Source organism: Thioclava dalianensis (assembly GCF_000715505.1).
GTDB lineage: Bacteria > Pseudomonadota > Alphaproteobacteria > Rhodobacterales > Rhodobacteraceae > Thioclava > Thioclava dalianensis.
In genome coordinates this window covers 36,451-49,801 of record NZ_JHEH01000016.1, presented here as the reverse complement: position 1 = coordinate 49,801, position 13,351 = coordinate 36,451, and the positions used below count along the sequence as shown (strand labels likewise).

The 13,351-nt window shown below is 63.2% G+C and carries 10 protein-coding genes; 7 read left to right on the top strand and 3 right to left on the bottom strand.

Annotation, left to right across the window (positions count from 1 at the left end; translation table 11 throughout):
* Positions 1–159 precede the first annotated feature (159 nt).
* The 5 genes from DL1_RS21635 (at position 160) to DL1_RS12975 (ending at position 7,028) form a co-directional block, all read left to right on the top strand.
* Positions 160–1,206 (top strand): Coenzyme F420 hydrogenase/dehydrogenase, beta subunit C-terminal domain, encoded by a 1,047-nt coding sequence (locus DL1_RS21635; protein ID WP_038066972.1) that lies wholly within the window; start codon positions 160–162, stop codon positions 1,204–1,206.
* Entirely contained in the window at positions 1,203–2,111 is a 909-nt protein-coding gene (locus DL1_RS12990) for a glycosyltransferase family 2 protein (protein ID WP_245739537.1), read from the top strand. The genes DL1_RS21635 and DL1_RS12990 overlap by 4 nt, the downstream gene beginning before the upstream one ends.
* A 146-nt stretch (positions 2,112–2,257) precedes the next feature.
* Complete coding sequence (locus DL1_RS12985) at positions 2,258–4,402, top strand: right-handed parallel beta-helix repeat-containing protein (protein WP_038066969.1); 2,145 nt, start codon at positions 2,258–2,260, stop codon at positions 4,400–4,402.
* A 2-nt stretch (positions 4,403–4,404) separates the two neighbouring features.
* Positions 4,405–5,817: an O-antigen ligase family protein gene (locus DL1_RS12980; RefSeq protein WP_051693541.1), complete on the top strand. Its 1,413-nt coding sequence runs from the start codon at positions 4,405–4,407 to the stop codon at positions 5,815–5,817.
* Positions 5,814–7,028: a glycosyltransferase family 4 protein gene (locus DL1_RS12975; protein WP_038066967.1), complete on the top strand. Its 1,215-nt coding sequence runs from the start codon at positions 5,814–5,816 to the stop codon at positions 7,026–7,028. The genes DL1_RS12980 and DL1_RS12975 overlap by 4 nt, the downstream gene beginning before the upstream one ends.
* 6 nt (positions 7,029–7,034) lie before the next feature.
* On the opposite strand, the gene DL1_RS12970 is transcribed toward DL1_RS12975, so the two are convergent.
* The 3 genes from DL1_RS12970 to DL1_RS12960 form a co-directional block, all read right to left on the bottom strand.
* Complete coding sequence (locus DL1_RS12970) at positions 7,035–8,024, bottom strand: glycosyltransferase family 2 protein (RefSeq protein ID WP_038066966.1); 990 nt, start codon at positions 8,022–8,024, stop codon at positions 7,035–7,037.
* Positions 8,025–8,127: 103 nt separating this feature from the next.
* Entirely contained in the window at positions 8,128–8,688 is a 561-nt protein-coding gene (ilvN, locus tag DL1_RS12965) for an acetolactate synthase small subunit (RefSeq protein ID WP_038066964.1), read from the bottom strand.
* Positions 8,689–8,782: 94 nt separating this feature from the next.
* The gene (locus tag DL1_RS12960; RefSeq protein ID WP_038066963.1) at positions 8,783–10,528 is read right to left on the bottom strand and encodes an acetolactate synthase 3 large subunit; all 1,746 of its coding nucleotides are present in this window, start codon (positions 10,526–10,528) and stop codon (positions 8,783–8,785) included.
* A 503-nt stretch (positions 10,529–11,031) separates the two neighbouring features.
* Between DL1_RS12960 and DL1_RS12955 the strand changes: the two genes are divergently transcribed.
* Positions 11,032–11,604 (top strand): TRAP transporter small permease subunit, encoded by a 573-nt coding sequence (locus tag DL1_RS12955; RefSeq protein ID WP_038066960.1) that lies wholly within the window; start codon positions 11,032–11,034, stop codon positions 11,602–11,604.
* Positions 11,605–13,350: a TRAP transporter large permease gene (locus DL1_RS12950; RefSeq protein ID WP_051693540.1), complete on the top strand. Its 1,746-nt coding sequence runs from the start codon at positions 11,605–11,607 to the stop codon at positions 13,348–13,350.
* The last annotated feature ends 1 nt before the right edge of the window (position 13,351 follow it).

Here is a 13,351-nt window from a genome sequence, read left to right as displayed (position 1 = left end):
AAGGCATCTTCTTTTGTCCGCAACTGTCCGCGCTCTTGCCCTGCGGGTCAAGATCCCGCCGGGGCGGCTGTGACCTGCGGGCCACGTCTTTTTGACGCGGGGCTTGTCAGAGCGGTCCCGTTCGGGTTGAAATTGTCCAAAGACAGAGGCCAGCCACGTATGACACGCCACGCCCCCATCCTGAGCGATCCAAGCCCGACACTTGCACGCGTCGCAAAGGGTGAGCGATGCGCGGGCTGCGGGATTTGCGCGGGGATCGCGCCCAAGTCCATCGTGATGGAGATCGCGCCCTCGGGCTTTGCACGCCCCGTGCAAGGGTGCAACCTGCGCGGCTCGCAGGAAGCCCGGATCGAGGCGTGCTGCCCGGGGCTCGGCCAAGCGGCGGCGCGCGCAGGCGAGGGGCAGGATCCGCTTTGGGGGCCCTATCGTGAGATGAAGAGCGCCCGGGCTGCGGATCCGGGCTTGCGCGATGAGGCTCCGTCGGGGGGCGCATTGGCCGCGATCGCCCGCCATCTGCTGGCCTCGGGCCGGGTCGACGGGGTGATCCAGATCGTGGCGGACCCGCAATCCCCATCGGGCGCGCGGACCGCGCTTTGCGAGAGCCCCGATGCGGTCTCAAGCGGGATCGGTGCCTTGCCCGCGCCCTCAAGCCCGCTGCAGGATCTCTCCGATTATCTGGCCCGCTCGCGGCGTTACGCCTTTATCGGCAAGCCCTGCGATGCAGCCGCGCTGCGCGCGCTTGCGTGGCGCGATCCGCAGGTGGCGCGGGCCTTTCCGGTCGTGCTGTCGTTCTTTTGCGAAGGCGTTGCGCCCGCAGCTGGCCAGACGGGATTGCAGCCGCGCTGCGGGGTCTGCGCCGATGTGAGCGGGCTTACTGCCGATCTGAGCGTGGCGGATGCGGCCCAAGGGGAGAGCTTCGTGCTGGCGCGCACGGCGGTTGGGGCCGAGATCCTCGCGCAGGCCGAAGCGGCAGGCGTGCTGGAGGTCTCTGCCGCTGATCCGGCCGCGCTCCGGGACGCCCAACCCGTTTTGCGCGCACGTCGTCGCGCACTTTTCGCACGTCTGGCCGCGTTGCGCTTGCTGGCCCGCCCAATCCCGCGCTATCACGGGCTTGATCTGCGGGCCTGCGCGCGGCAAAATCCTATCCTGGACAACCTGCGCAGCTTTGCAGGCACCTTGCGCGAGAGCCTTGCGAGACCGAAGTGACCGACGCCCCGCGCATCAGCGCCTTCCATTCGACGGAGCTCCCTGTGGCCGAGGCTGCTGTTATCATTCCGCATTACAACGATGTGGCGCGCCTTTTGCGCTGTCTCGAGACATTGACCCCACAGATCGATGCGCGCTGTGAGCTGATCGTCGTCGACAATGGCTCGAGCGATGATCTAGCCCCGCTCCATGCCGCCTATCCCGATCTGCGCGTCGTGACCGAGACCCGCAAAGGGGCCGCCGAGGCGCGCAATCGTGGCGTGGCCGAGACCACCGCCGAGCGCCTCTTTTTCATCGACAGCGATTGCGTCGCCGATCCCGACTGGATTGTCACGGCGTTTGAGGTGATGGAGAGCGGCGATCTGGTCGGCGGGCATGTGTTTGTCTTTGACGAGACCCCGGCGCCGCGCTCGGGTGCTGAGGCGTTTGAGACCGTCTTTGCCTTCGATTTTCGCCGCTATATCGAGGAGAAGGGCTTTTCGGGCACCGGCAATCTGCTGACCCGCCGCGATGTCTATGAGGCGACAGGGCCGTTCATCGCGGGGCTGTCGGAGGATCTCGACTGGTGCCGGCGGGCGACCGCGAAAGGCTACCGTCTCAGCTATGCTGAAGGGCTGCGCGTGGGCCATCCCTCGCGACAGGACTGGGCGGCTTTGGCGCGCAAATGGCGGCGCTTGAGTGAAGAGGGCTTTGGCGTGAACGGCAAAGATCCGCGCGCACGTCTGGTCTGGGCGGGCAAGGCGCTGTTGATGCCGGTCTCGATCCTCGCCCATATCCCCAAAGTGCTGCGCCACCCCGCCTTGCGCAGCCCCGGCGAGCGTTGGGCGGCGCTGGGTACGCTGGCGCGGTTGCGGCTGGCCCGGATGGGCTGGATGCTCCGGCAGGCGGTTTGGGGCAAGCTCTGAGCCAGTGCCATTTCGCCACAGATCGCGCGCAGCGATGGGACGGCGGCGCTGTTTTCCTTGTCGCAACGGCCTTTAGGCTGCATTCCTAAGAGAGATAATGCAGCAAAGCTGAGCCGCGATGAACGCGGTCGCGACAGGCGAGATCGATGAATGATGTGACGCAGAACGGCACGGGCGGGCTCCGTGCATTGGGGCGAGCGCTTGGCGGCTGTCTTCTGGCGCTGAGCCTTGCGGGGCCGGTACAGGCGCGCGACTGGGTGGTGCAGGGGCCTGCCGTGCTGAGCGCTCTGAGTGCGCGGGTCAGCGCGGGCGATGTGCTGGATCTCGCGCCCGGCAATTATCCCGAACTGGTGCTCTACAAAGTGTCGGGCCGTGCCGATGCGCCGATCACCGTGCGCTCGCAGGACCCGGCCAACCCCGCCCGGATCGCCCGGATGAACCTGCGCGAGACCAGCCATATCGTGCTGTCGAACCTCTATTTCGATTATCGCTACACCGCCAATGATGACCCGAGCCTACGGCCCTTTCAGGTCTTCACCACCCGCGATCTGACGATCCGCAACAGCGTGTTTGACGGCGATATGGCGCCCGCCGGGGCCGATGCGATCGAGCGCGGTCCGCGCCCTACGGCCTTCGGTCTTGCCGTGCGGGCCTCGAACGGGGTGCGCATCGAGAATAACGAGATCCGGCGGTTTTTCCGGGGGCTGGTGATCAGCGATACCGTCAATATCGACGTGCGCGGCAATGATCTGCATGACATGCGTATGGATGGGATGAATTTCGCGCAGGTCGAGCGCGTGAAGATCTCGCACAATACGATCCATGATTTTCTGCGCGCGGCCAATGCGGGCGATCATGCCGATATGATCCAGTTCTGGACGGCGGGCACGACGCGCCCGAGCCGGGATATCGAGATCTCGAACAATATCCTCAATTCGGGGGAGGGGCTGTTCACCCAATCGATCCTGATGCGCAACGAACTGGTCGATCGCGGCAAGGCCGGCCCCGAGATGTTTTACCGCAACATCACGATCCGCGACAATGTGATCATCAATGCCCATCTTCATGGCATCACCGTGGGCGAAACCGATGGCGTCACGATTGCGAATAACACGCTGATCCGGAACCGCTTTTCGCAAGGCGATAGCGCGGATCCCAAGCTCTGGATCCCGTCGATCCGGGTGGCGCGCTCGGCCCGCGATGTGCGCATCGAGAAGAACGTGGTGGGCGAGATTGTGGGGCCCGTGGGCCAACCCGGATGGAGCGTCGAGGGCAATTTGCTGATCCAGGATCTTTCGCCTGAGCGGCCCAATTACTACGACACGCTGTTTGTTGCCGCCCGCACCGGGCTGCCCGACGATCTGAGCAATTTCGACTACCTCCCCAACGGTCCGCTGGCGGGCGCAGGTGTGGGCGCGCCGCTGCTGGATCGCCTCAGCGGTGTTGCAACCGCGTTTCAGCCGGTGATGCGCGTCAAGACCACGCCCGAGAGCGGGATGGGGTTCGCGTTCGATGCCGGGCAGACGGTGCTGCCCGCCGGGGTCGATCCCGCGCAGGTGCGCTATACGTGGCAAATTGGCAAAGCCGTACCGCAGGAAGGTGCGCATCTGACCATGTCATTTCAGCAGCCCGGCACCTATCGGGTTGCCCTGACCGCGACGCTGTCCGATGGTCAAAGCCGCACCGCGCTAGGTCAGATTGCGGTGCGCGACGGGCGGGTGCTGACCTTTGATCCCAAAATCGGACGGCTGATTTCGCATGTAGGCGCAGAGCCTACCGCGTTGTCGACAATTCCGCTCTCGCCCGGCGGGCTGGAGTTTGGGCTAGGCGGCGGTTCGATCCAAGTGCCGCCTGCGATGATCGCGCCCTTCTTCGGGGCCGAGAAATTCACCCTGACGATGCGGCTGCGCGCGCTTGGCGATTACAAATCCGCAGGCGAGATCGCGCGCGTTCATCAATCGCTGATCATCAAGGCGACGGGACGCGGGACGTTGACGGTCGAGTTTTGGCCCGCCAATGGTCAGAGGCTGTTTTTGCGCACCCGCCGCATCCCGCTTTATGACGGGAAATGGCACGATCTGAGCTTTGCCTACGATTCCGCCGCGCATCATTTCGAGGTGCGTGCCGAGGGCAAGGTGATCGGAGAGGGCACTGTCTCGGGGGAGACCCGCCCGATGGAGTACTGGGGGCTTTCGCTGGGCTACCCCTTTGGCAATCAAGCCAGCTTCCACGGCGAGATCGAGGCGCTTGAACTGGATGCGCTTGGCCCCGCAGTGGCAGGCGTGCTGTGACGATGCGCGCCGAACCACTGCCGCGCGGTGTGCCGCGCGCGCCTCTGCGCCGTGGTCCTCAAAACGGCGCTGCGGACGCTTCGCGCGCCCCGATGGCGGATGCAGCTCTGGCCTCTGCCAAGCTGCCGCGCCCGGTGCTGATCATGCTGATCGCGATCCTCGTGCCGATCTCGTTTCACCTTGGGCCATTGGCGCTCACCGGGTTGCGGTTGGTCTTGATCGTGATGATCATCCCGCTGCTGATGGGGCTGTTTTCGGGGACTTATGGGCGAATGTTGGCTGTGGACTGGCTGGTGCTTGCGCATTTCGGCTGGCTCACGCTGGCGCTGGCGGTGAACAATCCCGACCGGGTGATCCAGCAGGCGGGATCAGTGGGCATTGAGTTTCTCGGCGGCTATCTGATGGGGCGTGCCTATATCCGCAGTCGCGCGGATTTTGCAGCGCTTGCGCGCGCGCTGATCTACTCACTCGTGCTGATGCTGCCCTTCACGATCTACGAGACGCTGACCGGCACGCCGATCCTGGCGGTGATGATCGCCAAGCTGCCCGGGATCGGTTCAGTGACGCCGGTCTTTGCCGATCCGCGTATGGGACTTGAGCGCGTGCAGGGCCCGTTCGACCATCCGATCCATTTCGGGCTTTATGCCTCGGTGGCCTTCCCGCTGGCCTTTGTCGCGCTGAGCGGGGTGCGCTCGGTGCTTTGGCGGGTGCTGATGAGCGCGATCGTTGTGGGCTCGGGCGCTCTTGCGCTCTCATCGGGGGCGTTGTTGGCGCTGTTCTTGCAGATTGGACTGATCCTCTGGTCGATCACCTTCCGTAAGATCGCGTGGCGCTGGTGGCTGCTGGTGGGGATCTTCGCCTCGGCCTATATCGCGATTGATCTCCTCTCGAACCGCAGTCCGATCAAGGTCTTCATGTCTTATGCGACCTTCTCGGCCCATACGGCCTATTGGCGCTCGATCATCTTCGATTGGGGGATACAGAATGTGTGGGACAACCCGATCTTTGGGCTGGGCCTGAATGACTGGGTGCGTCCGGCCTGGATGGTGTCAGACAGTATGGATAATTTCTGGCTGGTGATGGCGGTGCGCTACGGCATTCCGGGCTTCCTGTTGCTTGCCACGGGCTACGTCATCGCGCTTGCGCAGATCATGCGGCGCGATTTTTCGGGCGATTTCCGGCTTTTGATGTATCGCCGCGCTTGGGTCTTCACCTTCGTGGGGCTGTCTTTCACGTTGAGCACCGTCCATGTCTGGGGGGCGGTCTATGCGTTCGTGTTTTTCATGTTCGGCGCGGGGCTGTGGCTGATCGATGCGCGTGAGCAAAGCGCCGAGGCCGACACGCCCGAGACGGCGGCGGGCGTGGGGCTGCGCTATTCGCGTTTCGCCCCGGTGCATCGCAGGGGGATGTCATGAGCGCGCGTCTCAAGGTGCTGATGATCGCCCCCGATATCTCATGCGAGGCAACCGGCGAGGCCTATGTCGCCTTTCAATGGGCGCAGGCGCTGGCCCCGCTTGTGGATCTGACCACGGCGAGCTTTCAGGATCCGGGGCATTCCGCGCTAAGCACGCAACTGCCCGAGGCACGCGTGGTGACATGGCCGCGTCCGACGATCCTCGACAGCAACCCGCGGCTGCGCGCGATGCTCAAGCCCGAATGGCCGCTTTTCATGCGCAAGGTCCGTCGCTACCTGCGCGCGCATGGCGCTGAATTCGACATCGCCCATCAGATCATGCCGCAGGCGATGCGCTATGCCACGCCGCTGCGCGGGGCGGGGCTGCCCTATGTGATCGGGCCGCTGGGGGGCGGGCTGAGCACGCCCAAGGCCTTTGCCGCTGAGGGCGGCGGGGCGAAATGGTACACAAGGCTGCGCGCGCTCGATCACCTGCGGCTGCGCTATGATCCGGCGCTGCGGGCGTCCTACGGGCAGGCTGCTTTGGTACTGGGGGTTGCGCCTTATGTGCGCGATCACCTCGCCCCGATTGCGCTGCGCGATTATGAGAATGTGCTCGAGCTGGGCATTGCGGAAGCCGCGCCTCCCGAGGCGCGCAAACCGCGCGAGGACGGCAAGATCCACCTGTTGCATGTCGGGCGCGGGGTGCGCACCAAGGGGCTGCGCGATGTGGTGCGCGCCTTGGCGCTGCTCGCTGAGCGCGACGATCTGCATTTGACGAGCGCGGGGGCGGGCGAGGAAATCGCGCTCTGCCGCGCCGAGGCTGAGCGGTTGGGCGTCGCGGATCGCTGCACCTTTCTCGGGGCGATCCCGCGCGCCGAGGTCGAGACGCTCTATCAAAGCGCCGATATCTTCGTCTTCCCAAGCTGGCGAGAACCTGCGGGCAATGTGCTTTACGAGGCGATGCGCTGGGGGCTGCCGGTGATCGCGGCGGCGCGGGGCGGACCTGACGGTATCGTCGAGGAGGGCGTGACGGGGCTGAAATGCGCGGTCAGTACGCCCGAGGCGCTGGCCCGCGACGTGGCCCGCGCAATCGCGCGGCTGGCCGATGACGCAGACTTGCGCGCGCGGCTCGGCGCGGGGGGGCGGGCGAAAGTGTTGGCTGAGGGGCTATGGCCTGCCAAAGCCGCCGGTCTTGTCACACTCTATCATCGGGCGCTCGAGGCCAGATAGAAGCGCCTAGTACCCGATCCGCGCGCGGGCCTCGGTTGAGAGCGCGGCCATCACGCCGCGCGGCGGGGCCTTGCCGAAAAAGCCGCGCAACAGCGCATGAGCCTCGGCGCGGTGGCCTTGCACGAAAAGCTGCACAGCCTTTGCCAGCGACCAGAACATGCCGCCCATGAGACCGGGCGGGAAATGGCGGCGCAGGAACATCGCACGCGCCCGGTGCTTGAAATATTGCGAAAACGGCGAGGCGACCGAGCCCAGCCGCTGCGAGCCGATGGCGCTGCCTGCCATATGCTCGACCACCGCATCGGGACAAAAGGCGATGCGCAGCGGGCCGCGCCGCAAGGCCCAATCAACCTCTTCGTAATAGAGGAAATAGTCCTCGGCCATCGGCCCGGCGGCCTCATAGAAAGCGCGGGTCGCGATCAGGCTGGCACCGGTCACAAACTCGATCCGGGCGGGATCGGGCGGGGCCGTGCTCACCGGGGCGAATTGGTTGAGATTGTGGGTGATTCCAGTGCGTTGATCGATCACACCGCCATCGATCTGGATCTTGTCCGGCGCATCGGCATAGACCACGCGATGCGCAATCAGCCCGACCTGCGGATCTTCGCGCAGATAGGTCGCGAGGGCGGCCGGGGCCTCGGGCGGGGCGATGCAATCGGGGTTCAAAAGCCAGAAGCGCTCGATCTCGGGATGCCGCGCGAGGCGCTCAAGCCCCATGTTGATCCCGGCCGCAAAGCCGCCATTGACGCCCGCCTTGACCAGCGAGATCCCGGCCTCGCCCGCCTGCGCGGGGGCCAGCAGGGCCGGACCCACCGTCTCGCGCACCATTGCATTGGTCCGGTCGCGCGAGGCGTTGTCGATGATCACGACATGCAAGACGACATCGCGCGCCGCCATCAGGGCGCGCAGGCAGGTGCCGATGACATCCGCCGAATTATAGGTGACGATCACCACGCCCAGATGCGGGGGATCAATTGGTCCAGAAGTCGCGGCCATAGGTCTTTGAAATCCGTGCAAGTTTTGGGCACAAAATCAGAGACCTGCAGCGAAAGCCAGTGCGATTATGCGCCGCGCGTCGATTGTCGGGCGGGCGTGGCGATCAAACCCCACGCGACAGCGCCGCCACCCCGGTGCGTGCCACTTCCATCAGGCCCAAGGGGCGCATCAGATCGGCAAAGGCGTCGATCTTGGCCGAGGGGCCGGTGATCTCGAAGACGAAGCTCTCAAGCGTGCTGTCGACCACATTGGCGCGGAAAATATCGGCCAGACGCAGCGCCTCGACGCGCTTGTCGCCGGTGCCTGCGACTTTCAGCAGCGCCAGTTCGCGCTCGACCGGCGTGCCCTCGACGGTGAGATCCTTGACCTCATGCACCGGGACGATCCGGCCCAGCTGCGCCTTGATCTGGTCGATCACAGATTCGGTGCCACGGGTGACCACGGTGATCCGGCTCAGATGGCCTTTGTGGTCGACCTCCGCTACGGTGAGGCTGTCGATGTTGTAGCCGCGTCCCGAAAACAACCCGATCACGCGTGCAAGCGCGCCTGCCTCGTTATCCACGATCACCGCAAGCGTGTGCGAGCTTTCGACCTGGCTGTGGCTGTCGCGTAGGTCATAGACCGAATGGCTCGACGCGCCTTTCTTGATTTTTAGAGCGGACATTGCCTCTCTCCCTTTCTCGTCTTTGGATCAGATCGCCGTCTGACCCGAACTGTCGCGATAGATGCGGGCAGGGCCGCGTGGCCCCGCGCGCGAGCTACACCAGAGCGCCGCCGCCCTTGAACGCCTCGGCATCCGCCGACAGCAGCATCTCGTTATGAGGTTTGCCCGAGGGGATCATCGGGAAGCAGTTCTCATGCTTTTCAACGAGGCAATCGAACAGCACCGGACCGTCATGGTTGATCATCTCCATGATCGCATCGTCGAGATCGGCGGGATCTGACACGATCATCCCCTTCCAGCCAAAGCTCTCGGCCAGTTTGACGAAATCAGGCAGGCTTTCGCTCCAGGACGAGGAATAGCGCTCGCCATGCAGCAACTCTTGCCACTGGCGCACCATGCCCAGCCGCTCATTGTTGAGGATGAACTGCTTGACCGGCGTGCGGAACTGGGTCGCGGTGCCCATCTCTTGCATGTTCATCAGCCAGCTGGCCTCACCGGCCACGTTGATCACGAGGCTGTCGGGATGCGCGATCTGCACCCCGATCGAGGCGGGGAAGCCGTACCCCATTGTGCCCAAGCCCCCCGAGGTCATCCAGCGGTTGGGATCTTCAAAGCCCAGATATTGCGCCGCCCACATCTGGTGCTGGCCGACTTCGGTGGTGATGTAGCGATCACGATCCTTGGTCAGCGCCTCCAGCCGCTCAAGCGCGTATTGCGGCTTGATCGTCTTTTCCGAACCGGTATAGGCGAGGCAGTTCACCTTTTTCCACGTGTCGATCTTGGCCCACCATTTGGCGACGGCCGCGGCGTTGGTCTTGCGCCCGCGGGCTTTCCAGATTTTGAGCGCATCTTCCAGCACATGACCGATATCGCCGATGATCGGCAGGTCCACATGGATGATCTTGTTGATCGAGGAGGCGTCGATATCGACATGGACCTTGGTCGATTTGGGCGAGAAATCAGAGGTCCGCCCGGTGATCCGGTCATCGAAACGCGCGCCGAGATTGATCATCAGATCGCAGCCATGCATCGCGAGATTGGCCTCATAGAGCCCGTGCATCCCGAGCATCCCGAGCCAAGATTTGCCCGAGGCCGGATAGGCGCCTAAGCCCATCAGCGTGGAGGTGATCGGGAAGCCCGTCCCATCGACCAGCTCACGCAGCAGCTGGCTTGCGCCGGGGCCGGAATTGATCACGCCGCCACCGGTATAGAAGACCGGGCGCTCGGCGGTTTCCATCAGCTCGACCAAGCGGGTGATCGCCTCGATATCGCCTTTGACCTGCGGCTGGTAATGATCGACCCGCGCAGCCTTAGCCTCGCGATAGGTGCCGGTGGCGAATTGCACATCCTTGGGCAGATCGATCAGCACCGGACCCGGACGGCCCGAGGTTGCGATATGGAAGGCCTGATGGATCGTCTCGGCCAGCTTCTCGGTATCCTTCACCAGCCAGTTATGCTTGGTGCAGGGGCGGGTGATGCCCACGGTGTCGGCCTCTTGGAAACCATCTGTGCCCACCATAAAGGTCGCCACCTGTCCCGAGAACACGATCAGCGGGATCGAGTCCATCAGCGCATCGGTCAGCCCGGTCACCGCATTGGTGGCCCCCGGACCCGACGTCACCAGCGCCACGCCCGGCTTGCCTGTCGAGCGCGCATAGCCCTCGGCCATGTGGATCGCGGCCTGCTCGTGGCGCACGAGGATATGGCGGATGTCGTTTTGCTGGAAAATCTCGTCATAGATGGGCAGAACCGCGCCACCCGGATAGCCGAATACCGTATCGACGTCGTGATCTTTCAACGCCTGCAACACCATCTTCGCGCCGGTCATCTGCCGTGCCATTGTCTCTTTCTCCATCTTCGCGCGGGGCGGCCTTGTCCCCGGACTGCGCCTCTGTTGCACCTTTGTGCCAATAAAAAGCCCCCGGCTTTTGGCGGGGGCGCATGGAAACCTTCATGGTCGTACCGTTACCGGCCCATGCGCGAAGCTCCTACGACAAGTACAAGAATCGCAGACATTGCGTTTCCTTTCGATTGCGATTGGCGCGAGATTATGGCCGCAGATCAGGGGCGTCAATGCCCAAATCCTAAATAAAATGTCGCGCATGTCGCATTTTATTGCTGTTTGTTGCGCCACCTCTCCGCCGCACGGAAACTTTATGAAAACGGAGTGCGGGCCGGGGCGTTCTTTGAACCGGGTGGGGGCGATATTTTTTTGCGCTAACGGGTGATTTTGGTCAGATTGCCGAACCAGAAACCGGCTAAATTCCTTGACATCTTTATCTGCTCAGTCGAGGAAACCTGTAGGCCCGCAGGGATGGGCAGCTTAAAGGGGGAGGGGACGAGATGGGCAGTTTGCTGGCCCTGTCGCGCTGGATTGATTTCATCAATGAGAAGATCGGAAAGGCCGTGTCGTGGCTGATCCTTGTGTCTATTCTCGTCAGCGCGGGCAATGCGATCGTGCGCAAGCTGTTCGACAAGTCGTCGAACTCCATGCTTGAGTTGCAATGGTATCTCTTTGGTGCGGCCTTCCTTGGTGCGGCGGCCTATACGCTTAAGCAGAACGAGCATATCCGCATCGATATCGTCTATGGTGCCTTCTCGCGCCGGGTCCAGCACTGGATCGACCTGCTGGGGCACATCTTCTTCCTGATGCCCTTCGTGATCTTGATGTTGCTCAAGCTGACACCCTTCGTGATGATTTCTCTCCGTTCGGGCGAGATGTCGACCAATTCCGGTGGTCTGATCTTGTGGCCTGCCAAAATGCTTTTGCTGATCGGGTTCTGGCAGCTCTTTGCACAGGGCCTCTCCGAGATCATCAAGAAAATCGGCGTGATGCGCGGTTTGATTGACGATCCCCATGCCGATAGCGCGGGCCATCACGCGGCCGAGACGATTGTCGACGAGGAGGCGCTCTAAATGCTCGAACTCATTGCACAGAACATGGCTCCGATCATGTTCGTCTCGCTTATTATCTTCCTGCTGCTGGGCTATCCGGCGGCATTTGCACTCGCAGCCAACGGCTTGCTGTTCTTCGTCATCGGGGTCGAGCTGTCGGGCTATTCGGGCGGGTCGATCAACCTTGATTGGCCGCTCCTAAACGCGCTGCCACAGCGGTTCTGGGGGGTCTTATCGAATGAGACACTCCTAGCCATTCCATTCTTTACCTTCATGGGCATCGTGCTTGAGAAATCGGGCATGGCCGAGGATCTTCTCGATACGATCGGCCAGCTGTTCGGGCCGGTGCGCGGCGGTCTGGCCTATGCGGTGATCATCGTGGGCGCGCTGCTGGCGGCGACCACGGGGGTCGTTGCGGCCTCTGTCATCGCAATGGGCCTGATCTCGCTGCCGATCATGTTGCGCTACGGCTATGACCGCAAGATCGCAACGGGCGTGATTGCGGCCTCGGGCACGCTGGCGCAGATCATTCCGCCCTCGCTGGTGTTGATCGTGCTGGCCGACCAGCTGGGCGTGTCGGTGGGCGACATGTATAAAGGCGCGCTGATCCCCGGCATGGTGCTGACCGGCATCTATCTGGGCTATGTGCTGGTGATGTCGATCATCAAGCCCGGCTCGATGCCCGCGCTGCCCAAAGAGGCGCGCACGCTGGGCTCGGGTGTCCTGTCGCTGATCGTGGCCTTGGTCGGCGCAGGCGTGATCTTCTATTTCGGCATGCAGTATTTCGAGGCGCATGGGTCGAACGTCAACAATTCCGAGATCCTGGCCGCCGCAGTCGCGGTAATCGCGATCTATGTGGTGGCGCTGCTGGACAAGGCGCTCAAGCTGAATCTGATGAGCCGCTTGGCCCAGCAGGTGGTGATCGTGCTGATCCCGCCGCTGGCGCTGATCTTCCTCGTTCTGGGCACGATCTTTCTGGGCGTGGCGACTCCCACCGAGGGCGGTGCGATGGGGGCTGTCGGCTCGCTGGTGCTGGCCGCGATCAAAGGGCGGCTGAACTTCCCCGTCGTGCGCGACGCGCTGGCTGCGACGACGCGGCTCTCGGCCTTCGTTCTGTTCATCCTGCTGGGCGCGCGGGTGTTCTCGCTGACCTTCTACGGGGTGAACGGACAGATCTGGGTCGAGCATCTGTTGACCTCGCTTCCGGGCGGCCAGTTGGGCTTCCTGATCGTGGTGTCGTTCCTCGTGTTCTTCCTCGCCTTCTTCCTCGATTTCTTCGAGCTGGCCTTCATCATCGTGCCGCTTCTGGCACCTGCCGCGCAGGCTTTGGGCATCGATCTGATCTGGTTCGGGGTGATCTTGGGGGTGAATATGCAGACCTCCTTCATGCACCCACCCTTCGGATTTGCGCTCTTCTACCTGCGATCGGTTGCGGCCAAAGTGCCCTATATCGATAAGGTGACGGGGATTAAGATGGCTCCGGTCAAGACCTCGCAGATCTATTGGGGCGCCATTCCCTTCGTGTTCATTCAGGTCGCGATGATTGCCATCGTGATCGCCTTCCCGGCCATGGTGATGCATTACAAGGGCAAGCAGGTTGATCCATCTTCTGTCGAGATCAAGCTGCCTGCGATGCCCGGTATGGGCGGCGGGCTGGGCGGCTTGCCAAGTCTCGGTGCGCCCGGAGGGGCGTCGGGCGGGAGCAGCTCCGGCGGATCTGGCGGGGTCGGCGGATTGCCCCCCTTGCCATCTCCGACAAGCAACTGAT

Coding starts and splice junctions, on each gene's coding strand:
- DL1_RS21635 (WP_038066972.1), top strand. CDS start 160: ATGACACGCCACGCCCCCATCCTGAGCGATCCAAGCCCGACACTTGCA.
- DL1_RS12985 (WP_038066969.1), top strand. CDS start 2,258: ATGAATGATGTGACGCAGAACGGCACGGGCGGGCTCCGTGCATTGGGG.
- DL1_RS12980 (WP_051693541.1), top strand. CDS start 4,405: ATGCGCGCCGAACCACTGCCGCGCGGTGTGCCGCGCGCGCCTCTGCGC.
- DL1_RS12975 (WP_038066967.1), top strand. CDS start 5,814: ATGAGCGCGCGTCTCAAGGTGCTGATGATCGCCCCCGATATCTCATGC.
- DL1_RS12970 (WP_038066966.1), bottom strand. CDS start 8,024: ATGGCCGCGACTTCTGGACCAATTGATCCCCCGCATCTGGGCGTGGTG.
- ilvN (WP_038066964.1), bottom strand. CDS start 8,688: ATGTCCGCTCTAAAAATCAAGAAAGGCGCGTCGAGCCATTCGGTCTAT.
- DL1_RS12960 (WP_038066963.1), bottom strand. CDS start 10,528: ATGGCACGGCAGATGACCGGCGCGAAGATGGTGTTGCAGGCGTTGAAA.
- DL1_RS12955 (WP_038066960.1), top strand. CDS start 11,032: ATGGGCAGTTTGCTGGCCCTGTCGCGCTGGATTGATTTCATCAATGAG.
- DL1_RS12950 (WP_051693540.1), top strand. CDS start 11,605: ATGCTCGAACTCATTGCACAGAACATGGCTCCGATCATGTTCGTCTCG.